Annotated in this window: 15 protein-coding genes; 7 read left to right on the top strand and 8 right to left on the bottom strand. The window is 55.4% G+C overall.

Annotation, left to right across the window (positions count from 1 at the left end):
- Positions 1 to 77: 77 nt before the first annotated feature.
- From ACDI13_RS12760 to ampD, 3 genes are read left to right on the top strand one after another with little or no spacing between them, the layout of a single operon-like run.
- Positions 78 to 929, top strand: a complete 852-nt coding sequence (locus ACDI13_RS12760) for a cytochrome c biogenesis protein CcsA (RefSeq protein ID WP_316990869.1) — start codon at positions 78 to 80, stop codon at positions 927 to 929.
- Positions 922 to 1,173 (top strand): PP0621 family protein, encoded by a 252-nt coding sequence (locus ACDI13_RS12755; RefSeq protein ID WP_316990870.1) that lies wholly within the window; start codon positions 922 to 924, stop codon positions 1,171 to 1,173. Before ACDI13_RS12760 ends, ACDI13_RS12755 begins: the two co-directional genes overlap by 8 nt.
- A gap of 4 nt (positions 1,174 to 1,177) precedes the next feature.
- Complete coding sequence (ampD, locus tag ACDI13_RS12750) at positions 1,178 to 1,789, top strand: 1,6-anhydro-N-acetylmuramyl-L-alanine amidase AmpD (protein ID WP_316990871.1); 612 nt, start codon at positions 1,178 to 1,180, stop codon at positions 1,787 to 1,789.
- Here the strand turns inward: ampD and ACDI13_RS12745 are convergent.
- From ACDI13_RS12745 to ACDI13_RS12725, 5 genes are all read right to left on the bottom strand, one after another.
- Positions 1,777 to 2,889, bottom strand: coding sequence for an alpha-hydroxy acid oxidase (locus tag ACDI13_RS12745; protein WP_316990872.1), 1,113 nt, complete (start codon positions 2,887 to 2,889; stop codon positions 1,777 to 1,779). The genes ampD and ACDI13_RS12745 overlap by 13 nt on opposite strands.
- A 21-nt stretch (positions 2,890 to 2,910) precedes the next feature.
- Positions 2,911 to 3,591, bottom strand: coding sequence for a Fe2+-dependent dioxygenase (locus ACDI13_RS12740; RefSeq protein WP_316990873.1), 681 nt, complete (start codon positions 3,589 to 3,591; stop codon positions 2,911 to 2,913).
- A 99-nt stretch (positions 3,592 to 3,690) separates the two neighbouring features.
- Positions 3,691 to 5,901, bottom strand: a complete 2,211-nt coding sequence (locus ACDI13_RS12735; protein WP_316990874.1) for a TonB-dependent siderophore receptor — start codon at positions 5,899 to 5,901, stop codon at positions 3,691 to 3,693.
- Between the two features lie 412 nt (positions 5,902 to 6,313).
- Positions 6,314 to 8,218, bottom strand: coding sequence for a molecular chaperone HtpG (gene htpG / locus ACDI13_RS12730; protein ID WP_316990875.1), 1,905 nt, complete (start codon positions 8,216 to 8,218; stop codon positions 6,314 to 6,316).
- A 93-nt stretch (positions 8,219 to 8,311) separates the two neighbouring features.
- Positions 8,312 to 9,196 carry an EamA family transporter gene (locus ACDI13_RS12725; protein WP_316990876.1) on the bottom strand — a complete coding sequence of 295 codons (885 nt, stop codon included), beginning with the start codon at positions 9,194 to 9,196 and terminating at the stop codon, positions 8,312 to 8,314.
- 167 nt (positions 9,197 to 9,363) lie between these two features.
- Between ACDI13_RS12725 and ACDI13_RS12720 the strand changes: the two genes are divergently transcribed.
- Positions 9,364 to 9,675 carry a monooxygenase gene (locus ACDI13_RS12720; protein ID WP_316990877.1) on the top strand — a complete coding sequence of 104 codons (312 nt, stop codon included), beginning with the start codon at positions 9,364 to 9,366 and terminating at the stop codon, positions 9,673 to 9,675.
- A 374-nt stretch (positions 9,676 to 10,049) separates the two neighbouring features.
- On the opposite strand, the gene ACDI13_RS12715 is transcribed toward ACDI13_RS12720, so the two are convergent.
- Complete coding sequence (locus ACDI13_RS12715) at positions 10,050 to 10,592, bottom strand: carboxymuconolactone decarboxylase family protein (protein WP_316990878.1); 543 nt, start codon at positions 10,590 to 10,592, stop codon at positions 10,050 to 10,052.
- Between the two features lie 131 nt (positions 10,593 to 10,723).
- On the opposite strand from ACDI13_RS12715, the gene ACDI13_RS12710 reads away from it, so the two are divergent.
- The gene (locus ACDI13_RS12710) at positions 10,724 to 11,578 is read left to right on the top strand and encodes an AraC family transcriptional regulator (RefSeq protein ID WP_316990879.1); all 855 of its coding nucleotides are present in this window, start codon (positions 10,724 to 10,726) and stop codon (positions 11,576 to 11,578) included.
- Here the strand turns inward: ACDI13_RS12710 and ACDI13_RS12705 are convergent.
- Positions 11,570 to 12,133, bottom strand: a complete 564-nt coding sequence (locus ACDI13_RS12705) for a LysR substrate-binding domain-containing protein (protein WP_316990880.1) — start codon at positions 12,131 to 12,133, stop codon at positions 11,570 to 11,572. The genes ACDI13_RS12710 and ACDI13_RS12705 overlap by 9 nt on opposite strands.
- A gap of 43 nt (positions 12,134 to 12,176) precedes the next feature.
- On the opposite strand from ACDI13_RS12705, the gene ACDI13_RS12700 reads away from it, so the two are divergent.
- Together ACDI13_RS12700 and ACDI13_RS12695 are read left to right on the top strand one after the other, a co-directional pair.
- Entirely contained in the window at positions 12,177 to 12,302 is a 126-nt protein-coding gene (locus tag ACDI13_RS12700) for a hypothetical protein (protein ID WP_316990881.1), read from the top strand.
- 252 nt (positions 12,303 to 12,554) lie between these two features.
- Positions 12,555 to 13,868 carry a ferric reductase-like transmembrane domain-containing protein gene (locus ACDI13_RS12695; protein WP_316990882.1) on the top strand — a complete coding sequence of 438 codons (1,314 nt, stop codon included), beginning with the start codon at positions 12,555 to 12,557 and terminating at the stop codon, positions 13,866 to 13,868.
- Positions 13,869 to 14,043: 175 nt separating this feature from the next.
- Here ACDI13_RS12695 and ACDI13_RS12690 read toward each other — a convergent pair whose 3' ends face one another.
- Positions 14,044 to 14,652 carry a TetR/AcrR family transcriptional regulator gene (locus ACDI13_RS12690; RefSeq protein ID WP_316990883.1) on the bottom strand — a complete coding sequence of 203 codons (609 nt, stop codon included), beginning with the start codon at positions 14,650 to 14,652 and terminating at the stop codon, positions 14,044 to 14,046.
- Positions 14,653 to 14,776: the final 124 nt, after the last annotated feature.

The raw sequence follows: 14,776 nt of genomic DNA, 5'->3' as shown, positions 1-14,776 counted from the left end.
ATCGTGTGGTCTACGAATAAGAATAAAATGGCCACTTGAGGTACGCCCCGTACCGTTTTTCAGGAAATCCGGGACTTATGTCTGCAAGTATTGTATTTCACTTGCTCGCCGCACTGGCGTACATCGTGCTGTCGATCTCGCTATGGCGTCCGTTGACTCGCGGCAGCACCCGAACCGTACTGAACGCCCCCAGCCGGGTGGCTTTGCTCTGCGCCATCATTGTGCATGGGGCGGGCCTGCTGCTGACGATTGTACTGCCCCAAGGGCTACATCTGAGCTGGGCGTTGGCCCTGTCGGCGGCAATCTGGCTGGGCATGGTGGTGTTCTGGTTTCAAAGCCTGTATCTGCGTCTGGACAGCCTGCTGCTCATTCTACTGCCTGCAGCTACAATCGTCAGCCTGCTGGCCATGGCCTTTCCCAAAGGCCATATCGTCAACCATGTCGGCAATGAATGGCTGCGCCTCCACTTGATGATTGCCTTGGTCGCCTATGGACTGAGCACCGTGGCCGCCCTGCACGCCGTCTTGATGACAGCACTGGATCGCCAACTGCACCGCCCTATTCTTCATCAGGAGCAACGTGGTTTATTTAGCCGAATGCTGGACACCATGCCGCCTCTACTGGTGCAAGAAGAGTTGCTATTTCGCCTGATCCGCGTCTCTTTTTTCATTCTGACCTTCACCATCCTGAGCGGCGCTGCCGTCTCCATGGCAATAGACGGTAAATTTTTACCCGCTGACCATAAAACTGTCTTTACCTTGCTATCCTGGGTTACATTTGGTGGCTTACTATGGGGCCGAAAACAGTATGGATGGCGGGGTCGCATTGCCTTGCGCTGGACCCTGGCCGGTTTTGCCTTCCTGCTGCTGGCCTATACAGGCAGCCACTTTGTACTGGACGTCATCTTGCAACGAGGGAAAATTGGGTAAAGTCTTATTCTGGGTTGTCGCCATTCTGGTGGGCATGATCATTGTCCGCATCCTGTCGCAAAACAAGGCCCGCAAACACAACCCACCCAACCCGACCATGCGCCCGCCCCGTAAACAAGGCAAGGCAGAAGAGATGGTTCGTTGCGCGCACTGTGGTATTTTTTTGCCCCGCTCCGAAGCCCTGATGAGCAATCATCACACCTGGTGCAGCCTGGAACACGCCAAGCGCGGCCCGCGCAGTTAAGCCCATGGCCCGCATGCACCACGCCTACGACCTGGACCGTCAGGGCTGGCTGAAACCTCATGCCAATGTCCTGCGTGCCTTATCCCCCAATCAGGATGATCGCCCCGAGGGGGACTCCCCAAGCTTGCTGGTGCTGCACAATATCAGCCTGCCCCCGCAAGAGTTTGGCGGGCCGTATATCCGGGATTTCTTCCAGAACAAGCTGGATATCAGCGCCCACCCCTGGTTCGAGAACATCCGGGACCTGAAGGTGTCGGCACACTTCCTGATCCAGCGTACTGGCCATATCATCCAGTTTGTGCCTACTACCCGCCGTGCCTGGCATGCGGGTGTGTCGCGCTTTGAAGACCGCGAACGCTGCAATGATTTTTCTATTGGCATCGAGCTGGAAGGTAGCGATTTCGAGCCTTTTACCGACGCGCAGTACCGAGAGCTATCCCGCCTGAGTCGCGCCTTGCGCATGCGTCATAACTTGACCGCAGTACGAGGCCACGAGCATATTGCCCCTGGACGCAAGACAGATCCGGGGCCTTTCTTTGACTGGGAACGGGTGAAACGCGAGCACGGCTGGCCCAAAGAAACCTTGCCGGAACAAGAGCTGGATCAGGGCCGATAAAGTACGTCGGGCTTGATATCGGCCAGGGTATTGCAGCCGGTCAGTGCCATAGCCACTTCCAGTTCCGCCCGCAAAATATGCAGGACATGCGCAACGCCGGCCGCTCCTGCTGCAGCCAGTCCATAAACATAGGGCCGGCCAATCATCACGGCGGTTGCACCAAGCGCCAATGCCTTGAGCACATCTGTTCCGCGTCGAATACCGCCATCCATCAAGACCGGTACCCTGCCCTGCACGACCTGACAAACCTGTGCCAAGACGTCCACAGAGGCGGGAGCACCGTCCAAGGTTCGCCCACCATGATTGGACACAACCATTCCGGCAACCCCTACATCAAGCGCACGCTGCGCATCTTGGGGCCGCATCACTCCCTTCACCCACACAGGCAGAGGACTGTTCTGCACCAACCAGGCCAGATCATCCCAAGTGGGCGCACTATTTAGCAAACCACTGCCAAATAAAGGGCTGGTTCCTGCTGCGCCCAGCACCGCTTGCTGCGTGGGAACACCTCGCAAATTCACGGCCTCCACACCCTCGGGCAAAGCAAAGCCTGCACGCTGCTCCTGATTACGCACACCATTGACCGCAGCATCCACCGTCAGCATCAATGCGGCATAACCCGCTGCCTGAAGCCGCGTCAGCAAATCCAGCGTCAATGCGCGATCCGTTTGCCAATACCACTGCGCCCACAAAGGGGCATGCGCCTGGGCTGCAAGCTCCTCAAAGGAACAACTGGCCTGCATACTGATTACGCTGGTCGCTCCCATTGCCCCTGCACCCAGCACACTGGCTAACTCGCCGTCGGGGTGGGCCAAGCGTTGATAAGCCACGGGAGCCAGAAGAATCGGGTACGCCATGGACTGCCCTTGCAGCGTCAAGCGGGTTGAGGGCTGATCAAATTCACTCAGGGCGGCAGGCCATAGCCCCCAACGCCCGAAGCCGGCCAGGTTGTCTTGCAGCGTAAGCTCATCGGCCGCTCCTGCATTGAAATACGCCCAATCTTGCGCACGCATACGCGCACGGGCATACGGTTCATAATCCGTCAGACAAGCAATCTGGGCCGGAATATGACTAAGCGGGGGCAGCCGTTCTTGGGACATGATCAATCAAGCTCCTGGCGATCAGACATCGCTCCATTCACGCAGCAAATTATGATAAATCCCCGTCAGGCGCGACAACTCCTGGGCATCCGCGTTCTGCTGGGCCAGTTGTTGAATACTTTGATCCAGTTCCCACAAAATCTTGCGTTGATGCGCATGGCGCACCATGCTTTGCGTCCAGAAAAACGAAGCATAGCGGGTTCCTTTGGTCACCGACTGAACACGATGCAGACTGGTACCGGGATACACCACCATATGCCCTGCGGGCAGCTTGATGGATTGTGTTCCGTACACGTCCTCGATGATCAACTCCCCACCCTCATATTCGTTGGGATCACTGAAAAACAGGGTTGAGGAAACATCGGTTCGCAAACGCTGCCCCGTACCAGGAACGGTAAAAATTGCGTTATCGATATGGTTGCCGTACTCCCCGCCACCTTCGTAACGATTAAAACGTGGAGGCAGCATGCGCAGGGGCAAGGCAGCGGCAATAAAGCCACTGTGCTGACCCAGTACATGCATTAAAAACTCCCCCATTTGCCGGGCGACAGTTGTCTCAAGGGGCAATTGCAGATTCCGTTTGCTGTGCTGGGCCAGATAACCCGCCGTCGTGCGCCCATCCTCCCACTGTGCCTGCTCCAGGGCCTGGCGACAATCGCGCAATTGCTCAGCGTTGAGAACGTCCGGGATAGTAATCAGCATGGGATACCTGCAAGAACAAGGAGAGACACAAGACCGCACAAAAAGCAGATAGGCCACCCCAACAGGCGGCCCATCTGACTTTACTTTACACGGCGCAACTTACTCGAAGCGGTAAGAGGCATTGAACATGTAGGAGCGGCCTGGACCAACGTTGGCAAAAAGGCCAACGTGGGAAGCATCATACATGCGTACATTGCTGATGTTATTGACGTTGAACTGGAAGGACACGTTCTTGTTCAGGTCGTAGCGCGCCATCGCATCGTAACGCCAGTAAGAAGGCAGCTTCAATTGATTGGCATCATCCACAAAGCGTTTACCCACAAACGTGGCACCCGCCCCCAAGGTCAGCTCGGGCATGACTTTGTACGTCGTCCAAACGTTGAAGCTCTGCTTGGAGATGAACTTCATCTGCTTGCCGTCAAAGACATTCACTGTACCGTCACGCTGCTTGACCTGATAACTTAGGATTTTCGGATCCAGGTAGGTATATCCTGCCCAGATATTCCATTGCGGCGTAATGGCCCCCGCGGCCCCTAACTCCAAACCACGGACACGGTTGCTACCTGCCAAAGAGACATCCCCCGTCAGTGGATCACTTGCACGAGCATCTTTTTTATCAGTTTGGAAAACAGCCGCTGTTAGAGACAGTTTTTCATCAAAGACATCCCACTTCGTCCCCAACTCCCAGCTATAGCTACGCTCTGGCTTGATATTGTGAATAGCGGAACCACCTGCCGGGCCATCGGCGCCACCGGCTTGACCGAGATTTTCACCACTCGGATTAGACGAGGTGCCATAACTCAAATAAATGGAACCGTTACGAGCTGGCTTATAGACCACGCCCAACTGATAGTTCCACATATCATCTTTGCGGGATTCCTGGGTGTTGTCGACCTCAAAACGATCAAATCGCACGCCACCATTGACTGACCACTGCTCGTTGAACGCAATGGTGTCAAAGATATACGCTGAGCGCGTTTTGATATCGCCTGCTTTGGTTTTGGAACCATAGCTCAAGGAATAGTTGTAGCTGCGATTTGGATTCGGATTATAAAAAGAGTCCGTATCCGAGCCAGGCGTGCCCGTAATACTCCGGTTGTAGATATCCTCTTTGCTGAACTCAAACCCAGCCACCACATCATGTTTCAAGGTACCCGTTGTAAACGTACCGTATACGTCGGTTTGGTTCAGCAGGGACTCCGAGCTGCGCCAGCGCGCCCGATCCGATCGCGTAAACTGCAAGCCCTCCCCCTCACTGGCGCACGCCCCACCTGAATTGGCCTTGCAATTATCAAACGACGGTCTGGTCATCAAGTAATGATTCAAGGTCTTGCCATAGCGCGTCACGTTGCGAACCGTGAAACGTTCGTTAAGGTCGTGCTCAATCTGTGCTGTAGCAGTATCTGCTGTATATTCACGAAAATCGACCTGATGACGACCGTAAAAATTGTCTCGGTCTGCTTCCAAGGGCGTCACACGATCCGGATTGGCGGCATTCCTGAAGGGGAAACCCAGATCCGGCATGTCTTTATTTTCAAGATGCGAGTACGACAAGGTCACACGTGTGGGGGTACCCAGACCAAAGGCGATAGAAGGAGCGATCCCCCAACGATCAATTTTCACGCCATCACGACCGGCGACATCACCACCCATGCGCATCAGGTTCAAGCGGATTGCGCCTGTGTCCGAGAAAGCATAGTTACCATCCGCCGTCAGACGATATTGGTCCGACGTACCGTAACCTGCTTCCACCTCGAAGAAGTCTTTTAGCTTGGGAGACTTGGTCACCAGGTTCAGGCTACCGCCAGTGCCGCCACGGCCTGTATACGCCGAGCTGGGGCCCTTCAAGACTTCAACCGATTCCAGGTTGAAGGTCTCGTGTGAGCCACGGGAGTAATCACGCACACCATCAATAAAAATATCGGTACTGGCCTCATAACCACGGATAAAAGGACGATCTCCCACAGGAGTGCCGCCCTCGCCCGAACCCAAGGTAATGCCGGGAGTGGTGCGCAGCACGTCTTGCAGCGATGTCGCACCACGATCCTTGATCACCTCTTCCGGAATCACGGTGATAGAGCGCGGCGTGTTGAGCAAAGTTTCGGAGAACTTCACCGATTGCGCTTTATGGGCTTGAAAGCCATCAATGCCATTGGCATTTTCCGAGCCTTGAACTTTGATCGACTGCAACTCGGTCACGCCTGGATTGGCGGTTTGAGCGATCACAGGACTCGTCAGGGCAGCAAACAGGGCAGCAGACAAGACCGTCTCGGCAAAGCGACGAGGCGGCACAGAAGAAACGAACGACATTACCAACTCCATATGGTAGGTATCACTTTTTCAAGGCAATGCAATCAAAGCAGGGTTGATCACGTGTGTTAGCAGTGTTTCGATGCCTGATAAGTGCTTTTAATAGGAGATCGTAATATTAATCATTCTTATTATGAAGTCTATCCAAATCTTACGATTTCCTTAAATTCAACTCAAAATCAGTGGATTTTGGCCTACAGTGTCGTGTACATACATCGTATTACGATCAATTCTCATTTATGTAGACAAGACACAAAAAATCGCTTAACAAGCCCTTCCCTTTAACTGTGCCCTTCTTCCTGCAATAGTCTCTTTCAACAGACACAAAAAGGCCTCTATCGTCTACAGCACGATAGAGGCCCAGGAACTGATAACGGGCTCCACCTTAAGGCAGAGCCCGTAAGTATCAGACTTACAGATTCAGCAGCAAGCGGTTCACGCGTTTCACAAAGCTGGCAGGATCTTGCAATGCGGCACCTTCGGCCAGCATGGCTTGTTCCAGCAACAGTTGAGCCCACTCACCAAAAGCCTCATCGTCAGCGGCCTGAACCTTGGTGATCAAAGCGTGCTCCGGGTTGATTTCCAGAATCGGCTTGACCTCAGGGGCTTCCTGACCAGCGGCCTGCAGCATACGCAGCAGGTGCGGGCTCAGTTCGTTGGCATCGACCACCACGCAAGCGGGAGAATCGACCAGACGGGCTGTAATGCGCACTTCCTTGACCTTCTCGCCCAGGGTGGTTTGCAGACGCTCGACCAGCGGCTTGAAGGTTTCGGCCACTTCGGCCTGATGTTTCTTCTCTTCCTCGTCCGCCAGCGAATCCAGGTCCAGGCCGCCCTTGGCCACGGAAACCAACTGCTTGCCTTCAAATTCGCGCAGGTAGGACAGCATCCACTCGTCTACACGGTCGGACATCAGCAGCACTTCGATGCCTTTCTTGCGGAAGACTTCCAGATGCGGGCTGTTGGACGCAGCGGCAAAAGTGTCAGCCGTGACGTAGTAAATCTTGTCCTGACCTTCTTTCATGCGACCGATGTAATCGTTCAGGGACACGGTCTGGGCCGAGCCTTCCTGATTCGTGGACGCAAATCGCAGCAAAGCAGCGATACGGGCCTGATTACCCATGTCTTCGCCGGCGCCTTCTTTCAGCACCTGGCCAAACTGGTTCCAGAACTCGGCATATTGCTCGGGCTGGTTCTCGGCCAGATCTTCCAGCAAGGACAGAATGCGCTTGGCGCTGCCTTCACGAATGGCACGTACATCGCGGCTTTCTTGCAGGATTTCACGCGAGACGTTCAGCGGCAGGTCGGCCGAATCGATCACGCCGCGTACAAAACGCAAGTAGGCGGGCAGCAGTTGATCGGCGTCGTCCATGATGAACACGCGCTTCACGTACAGCTTCACGCCACGGCGAGCATCGCGGTCCCACAGGTCAAAAGGGGCTTGCTTGGGCACGAACAAGAGCTGGGTGTATTCGCTACGACCTTCAACCCGGTTATGTGTCCAAGCCAGAGGATTCTCGTAATCGTGAGCAATGTGCTTGTAGAACTCCTGGTACTGCTCGTCGGTGATTTCCGACTTGGAGCGTGTCCACAGGGCGCTGGCCTGGTTTACGCTTTCCCACTCGTCCTGCTTGACTTGCTGCTGCTTCTCTTCGTCCCACTCTTCCTTGCGCATTTGCACGGGCAAGGAGATGTGATCAGAGTAGCGACGCAGCACGTTGCGCAAGCGCCAGCCATCCAGGAAATCGTCCTCGCCTTCACGCAAATGCAAGGTAATCGTCGTGCCACGCTCGGCTTTTTCAGCGGCGGCAATGGTGAACTCGCCTTCGCCAGAGGATTCCCACAGCACCGCTTCCTGATCCTCACCGGCACGACGTGTCAGCACGGACACCTGATCGGCCACGATGAAGGAGGAGTAAAAGCCCACACCAAACTGACCAATCAGTTGGGTGTCTTTTTGCTTGTCGCCCGTCAGTTGGGAGAAGAATTCTTTGGTGCCCGAGCGGGCAATGGTGCCCAGGTTGGCAATGGCTTCATCACGCGACATACCAATGCCGTTGTCGGCAATGGTGATCGTGCGCTGCTCTTTATCGAACTCCACACGGATACGCATTTCCGGATCACCTTCCAGCAAAGCTGGATTGTCGATGGCCTCGAAGCGCAGTTTGTCACAAGCATCCGACGCATTGGATACCAGCTCACGCAGGAAAATCTCCTTGTTGCTGTACAAGGAGTGAATCATCAAATGCAATAATTGTTTGACTTCAGCCTGAAAACCTAGGGTTTCGGACGTATTCGCAGTGTCAGTCTGGCTCATGGTGAAAAAGCAAAAAAAGGGTTGATTGCCGCGCGCCACAGCGCGCCCTATTGGAGACAGATAGGGACAGCCTGCGATATTTCAAGAGAGTGATCAGGCAGCAGGACCGGAGGTCAAGGCAACAACCCCGCTGATCATGACGGCACAACCCAGCAAACTCCAGACATTGGCCTTCTCGCGCAGCACGATCATGCCCAACAACGTACCCGCCATCATGGACATTTCACGGGCCGGGGCCACCATGGACAAGGGAGCCCCCAGCCGCAAGGCCTGCAAAACCAGAATATAGGACATGGGTGAGAGCAGGCCCACAGCCGCCGCCAGTTTCCAATAGGGTTTAAGTTTGACGAAGCCATCCCGCCCGCGCTTGGCGATGAAAGGAGCCAACATGCCCAGACGCAGCACATTGCTGAACCAATCCAGCAGAAACGGCGAGATCAACAAGACCGTAACGCCATACGCATCAACCACGGTATAGGCGGCAATCAGAATCCCGGTCTGCATACCCCAGCGCACGCCCGTCAATGCAGAGGGGCTGAAGAACCGTCGTAGATGGCCTTGTGTGGCGATCAGCAAAATGCCCATCACCACCAGCAAAATGCCAAGCACCCCTAAAGGCCGTACCGGTTCGCCCAGCAAGATGAAGGCGCCAATAGACGAGAGCATGGGCCCGGTGCCCCGAGCGATGGGGTACACCACCGATAGGTCCGCCACCTGATAGCCTTTTTGCAGACTCAGGCTATAGCCCATATGCAGCAAGGCACTGAGCAGCAAACAGGTCATGGTTTCAATGGTCCAAGGCATATTGCCTTGAGTGAAAACCACCCACAACATGATGGGAAAATAAAACAGGATAGCGAAAAAAGAGTACGCAAATACGAAATGCGCTCCTGCCATCGCAGCCCGTTTGGAGAGCAGATTCCAACCCGCATGAATGAACGCAGCACACACCACCAACAACAAAGCGGTCCAGGACATGAGGGCTTCCAGCAGCAAATAGCAAAAAGAAAAACTATACGCCCCCTTCATGGGCGAGGCCAGCCAATCACGGCGCTTTCAACGTCCTATGACAAATAAGAGACAGTACTGGACAATTCAACCATCAAGGTATGATGTTCGGCACGTATTTTGATATGGAGCCAATCATGAGTACCTTGCTGTATGTTGATTTTCCTTACCCCGGTCCCTGGGGTCCAGAGATGAGCGAAGCCATGCAGGAACTGGCGCAATCCATCTGCCTGGAACCTGGACTGATCTGGAAAATCTGGACGGAAAACAAGGAGCAGTCCAAAGCAGGCGGCGTGTATCTGTTCAGCGATAAAGCCAGCGCACAGGCGTATCTGGACATGCACAGCAAGCGGCTTAACAGCTTTGGCATTACCGGCATTGATGCTCGCTTTTTCGAGGTGAACCAGCCGTTGACAGCCATTAACTCCGGCCCCTTGTCAGCTAACTAAAACGCAGCCAGTAAACGCAACAAAGGCCCCCACGCTGCGCCTTCGGCTTGCTGCCCCCCGAGGGGGCGCTTTTTGTCTTGGGGCGGCCCGGCGACAAAAAAGGCCCCCACGCTGCGCATTCGGCTTGCTGCCCCCCGAGGGGGTGCTTTTTGTCTTGGGGCGGCCCGGCGACAAAAAAGGCCCACACGCTGCACCTTCGGCTTGCTGCCCCCCAAGGGGGCGCTTTTTGTCTTGGGGCGGCCCGACGACAAAACAAGCCCACACGCTGCACCTTCGGCTTGCTGCCCCCCCGAGGGGGTGCTTTTGGTCTTGGGACGGTTCAAAACAAAAAAGGCCCGCCTGCCAGTACGCGGGCGGGCCATCACACAGCGTGCTTACGCAGTCAGTTCAACAGCCTTGAAATCCACTGGGACTCCCAGCGCATTGTTGATGTAGTTGGTGAACAGGTTCAAGGCAGTCACCCCAACCAGTTCCACCACTTCCCCTTCAGAAAAACCCGCGTCGCGCACGGCTTGCACATCGGCAGCCGACACTTGCCCACGCTGATCCACCAGCTTGAGCACAAATTTCAAAGCGGCGGCGGTACGTGGGTCATCAGACTGACCACGCTGAGCCTGGGCCAGCGTCTCCGGGCTCAAGCCGGCATTGGCACCGAGCACGTTGTGAGCGGCCAGGCAGTATTCGCAACGATTGCGATCCGCAATCGCTACGGCCAATTGCTCACCTAATTTCGCACCCAACTGGCCACCGGCAAAAGCGCCGAAGGAGCCCCACATGCTACGCAAGGCAGCGGGCGAATTGGACACCATACGGAACATGGCAGGCACACTGCCACCAAATGCTTTTTGAATTTCCTGCAAAGCGGGCTGGCTGGCAGCGGGAGCTTGGGCAAGGTCAGGCAAAGTAAGGCGGGACATGGTGATCTCCTGGTAAGAACGGCCAAGGTGGCCAAAAAGAAGCGAGTAGGAATAGTGTCTCGCCAACACCAGGATCATTGGATAAGATTAGTCCCGACAACTTACCTTTTCATCCAGACAAGGATGGTTTCATGAACCTGGATCGTCTCTCCCTTCTGCTGGAACAGTTCCGCGTTCGCGCCCATTTGTTCTACAACGGCTCTTTATGTGCTGTCACCCGATTCTCGGCCCAACCAGGGCGCGCCTTTTTACACATCCTGCGGCGCGGCCAGCTCAGCGTGCGCCACGACCCACGCGACCCGGTGCCGGAAGTCCTGACTATTGACCGACCCAGCCTGCTGTTCTATCCCCGCCCGCTGGAACACGCCTTCTACGACATGCCCAATGAAGGCTCGGACTTCACCTGTGCCACCCTGGATTTTGACGGGGGAGAGCATCATCCCTTGGCCCGCTCCCTGCCCGATCTGATTATTGTCCCGCTGGAAGAGGCCGCTGGTCTGGAACAAGCACTGGACCTGCTCTTTGCGGAAACCGAGTCGGTACGCTGCGGCCATCGCCTGTTGGCGGACCGTCTGTTCGAGATTGTCTTGTTGCAATTGCTGCGCTGGCTATTTGACCATCCCGATCGTTGCGAGATTCCCGTGGGCTTGTTTCGAGGCTTGTCGCACCCGCCGGTAGCACGGGCCTTGCTGGCCATTCAGACCGATCCGGGCCGGGACTGGACCGTGCAATCGTTGGCTCAGGAAGCCAAGATGTCACGCAGCGCATTTGCCGTGCAATTCAAACATTGGGTCGGCGATACGCCAGCCGACTATCTAGCCCAATGGCGCTTGTCGCTGGCCTGCCAGCGACTGGCCCAAGGCCAGTCTGCCAAACGCATTGCCCTGGATCTGGGCTATGCCAACCCTTCCGCCCTGTCCCGTCTGTTTCGGCAACGCACGGGGCAGTCAATGCGTGAGTGGCTGGCCGCCCGTCAATCAATGTGAGCGATTCTGCTCCAACACCGTCAGAAAATTCATCAAAGCCGGGTTGGTATTGTCCGAGACATAGGCACTCATCAGCTCAGCCGCAATATCGTCGGCATCCAGCAGGGGAAGATACTCCAAGGTATCGGTACGCAAACGTGCCAGGGAGGCGGGAACAATGGCTGGGGCAATACCCGCTTCCACCATAACCAACACCGTGGGCACCATGCTTTCCTGCGCAAAGCGCGGCAGACAGCCCGAACGCTGCAACATACGTTGCTGCAGCAAATGAAAATAGCGTGACTGCTGGCGCGAGTAGGCCACCATTTCATAAGAGAAAGCCTGGTGCAAGGTCAGCCCCTGACGATGCTCCTGAGCACGTGGATCATCACGCCTCACCACAAACACCATCGGCTCGGACTCCACCAGTTGCGGGTTCAGATCCGGAACGGCAAAGGAAGGCCGAATCAAGGCCACATCTACCCGGCGCTCATAAAGAGCCGCAGGCATATCGCTGGAGTTCATCTCGTGGATCTGTATGTCCACTTGCGGGAAGTCCTGGCGAAAGCGATACACATGCCTGGACACACCGGCATAGGCACTGCTGGGCTGGTCTACCTTGAGCCTGCCTGCGCCTGGTCAGAACAGCCCTTTACCGCTGGGTCTGCAATTGATCGGACAAGCGCATCAGGATGCAGCCTTGCTGGATCTGGCATCACTGATCTGCCCTGTTCAAGAGGGCTGACAAGCAATCAACAGAGTGACTCTGCAACACGCTGAAATCGCGTAAACAGCAACCGGAATCATTAACAAATACTTTAAATAACAACTATTTAGGGGTCCTTTGTGTTTTCTCAAAAAGCCCTTGAGTACTGACCCTACAAACCCCTGGGCAGCGTACTAACATCAATAAGATGTTTCCGGTACGCTGCATCGCTACGTTTTTCAGATAGCGAATACATAGCATCCGGCTCTTTCAAACAATCCGGACAAGACCATGCGTCGCCCTCTTTTGCTGTTGCTCTCTACCTTCTTGTTAATCTGGGCTGTGGAAGCCTTGTGGCTTGCCCCCTCGCCGCCGGGCGATACCCTGTGGCTGATACGTCAGGAAGGCATGCTGCTGACTGGCATTCTGGCACTGGGCACCATGACAGCCATTATGGTTCTGGCCCTGCGCCCCCGTCGTCTGGAGCCCTGGCTCGGTGGCATGGACAAAGCCTACAAGTTGCATAAATGGCTGGGCATTATCGCCATTTTGCTCAGTCTGGCCCATTGGCTTGGCAAGGAATCCAAAGGTCTGATTTCTGCAGCCATCGGCACGGGTGGCCGTCTGGCCAAAACCCCGGTTCCCGAATGGGTCAGCCTGTTCAAGCCCTATGCCAAAACACTGGGCGAATGGACGTTTTACGCGCTGATTCTGATGCTGATCATCACCCTGGCCCGCCGCACGATTTCCTATAAAAAATGGTACAGCCTGCACCGCCTGATGCCTGTGGCCTATCTGATCCTGATCTTTCACGGCGTGGTGCTGACACCGCCTGCCTACTGGAGCGGCATAGGCGGCTGGGCGCTGGCCATCACCATGGTGATCGGCACAGCAGCAGCCATCATCCAGTTGCTACGCGACTTGAGTTCGGCCTATCCGCACACGGGCACCGTCATCTCCTGTACGTCAGAAGGTGATGTGCTGGAGGTGCAATGCCGCATGGACCAATCCTGGCCTGGACACCAGGCCGGGCAGTTCGCCTTTTTACGTTTGAAGGGGGAATCGGAATCCCATCCCTTTACCTTGTCCGATGCCGATCAGGACAACCAGATTGTGCGCTTTCATATCAAGCAGTTGGGTGACTGGACACGCGAATTGCCCGAGCGTTTGCATATTGGTCAGGGCATCGAGCTGGATGGCCCTTATGGCCGCTTTACTCAACCGGACAGTGACAACACGGGTATCTATATCTGGGTCGGTGCCGGTGTGGGCGCCACGCCCTTTCTGTCTTGGTTAAGCCAGGAGCACAAAGAAGGTCATGCTCCCTACGCCTATCTGCAATATGCCTGTCGGCACGGCTATGATCCGCTGGCGCAAGCGTTGAGCAAAGCCGCCAAGGAACACCCGGATGTAGACCTTGAAATCTATGCCGATGGCCGCCGCTGGACGCCCAAAGAGGTGCTGCAGTACTACCATGCCGATAAACCCCTGCACATCTGGTTCTGTGGACCGGCGGCCATGGGCAGGCAACTGCGGCGTGCACTCAAACAGACTTTGCCCGCAAAATCCTGGACCTTGCACAAGGAACACTTCCAGTTCCGCTAAGTCTTTGCTCATCTAAAAACGGGGCCTGCTCCTTCATTGAGACAGGCCCCGTTTTGTTTATGACGGTCTGAATAGAGGAAGCAACATGATTGAAGGCACTCCCTCTGGACGCTCATGGCTTTGTCCACCATTTCCAAGTGTCGCGTAAACACATGGACAGCACCGTTCTAACAGCCTATTTTTTCTGGCAAGGTGGGGTCACCCCAAGCATGGACACAAACAAAGTCACCAGATTGTCTTCCATGGCGGCCCACTGCTCCGTCGTTTCCAGACCCATATTGTCGACCGCACCATGCATGCCTTGGTAGATGACCCAGGCAGTCAAATCCACATCGGCCACAGACCAGACTCCGGCGTTTTGCCCCTCGCTGAGAATCCTGTGCAACGGCTCGGTCACCACGTTGCGCTCGCCCTGGTAATTGCTGCGCATATGCTCTGAAAACACCAGATCGTGCATGTCCAGCGTATCTCTATACCCCTGTACCGAGGCCCGAATCCAACAGGTCAGACGCTGCACCCAATCATCTTGCGGCGCTTGTTCCAGCGCCCCTTGCACACGGTCGTGAAACTGCTGGATGAACTGCTCGCGCAAGGCGGCCAGGATCTCCTGCTTGGAGCTGAAGTAATGGTAGAACAAGCCTTTGGACATGCCCGCCCGCAACACAATTTCATCGACCGGCGTGGCATCAAACCCTTGTTGCAGAAACAAGGCAGCGGCGGCCTCCAGTAAATCACGGCGACGAACTTCAGAGGGTTGGGTGCGGGGTGTTTTGGCAGCGGTCATGAGCGTCAAGGTATTAGAAAAAATCCGACACAGTGCTTCGTCGGGGATCACCGCGCTATTTTAGCCAGCCTCTTTGTTTTTCATTGACTGACAGTCAGTCAATGTTTTATAGTCGTCGATAATA

This window comes from Alcaligenes faecalis (assembly GCF_041521385.1).
GTDB lineage: Bacteria > Pseudomonadota > Gammaproteobacteria > Burkholderiales > Burkholderiaceae_B > Alcaligenes > Alcaligenes faecalis_E.
This window is presented reverse-complemented; position numbering and strand designations above follow the sequence as displayed.

Bases quoted from the DNA above. Each gene is read 5' to 3' on its own strand.
- htpG (WP_316990875.1), bottom strand. From the start codon at position 8,218: ATGAGCCAGACTGACACTGCGAATACGTCCGAAACCCTAGGTTTTCAG.
- ACDI13_RS12695 (WP_316990882.1), top strand. From the start codon at position 12,555: ATGCGTCGCCCTCTTTTGCTGTTGCTCTCTACCTTCTTGTTAATCTGG.
- ACDI13_RS12690 (WP_316990883.1), bottom strand. From the start codon at position 14,652: ATGACCGCTGCCAAAACACCCCGCACCCAACCCTCTGAAGTTCGTCGC.
- ACDI13_RS12715 (WP_316990878.1), bottom strand. From the start codon at position 10,592: ATGTCCCGCCTTACTTTGCCTGACCTTGCCCAAGCTCCCGCTGCCAGC.
- ACDI13_RS12720 (WP_316990877.1), top strand. From the start codon at position 9,364: ATGAGTACCTTGCTGTATGTTGATTTTCCTTACCCCGGTCCCTGGGGT.
- ACDI13_RS12735 (WP_316990874.1), bottom strand. From the start codon at position 5,901: ATGTCGTTCGTTTCTTCTGTGCCGCCTCGTCGCTTTGCCGAGACGGTC.
- ACDI13_RS12710 (WP_316990879.1), top strand. From the start codon at position 10,724: ATGAACCTGGATCGTCTCTCCCTTCTGCTGGAACAGTTCCGCGTTCGC.
- ACDI13_RS12725 (WP_316990876.1), bottom strand. From the start codon at position 9,196: ATGTCCTGGACCGCTTTGTTGTTGGTGGTGTGTGCTGCGTTCATTCAT.
- ACDI13_RS12745 (WP_316990872.1), bottom strand. From the start codon at position 2,889: ATGTCCCAAGAACGGCTGCCCCCGCTTAGTCATATTCCGGCCCAGATT.
- ampD (WP_316990871.1), top strand. From the start codon at position 1,178: ATGGCCCGCATGCACCACGCCTACGACCTGGACCGTCAGGGCTGGCTG.
- ACDI13_RS12760 (WP_316990869.1), top strand. From the start codon at position 78: ATGTCTGCAAGTATTGTATTTCACTTGCTCGCCGCACTGGCGTACATC.
- ACDI13_RS12740 (WP_316990873.1), bottom strand. From the start codon at position 3,591: ATGCTGATTACTATCCCGGACGTTCTCAACGCTGAGCAATTGCGCGAT.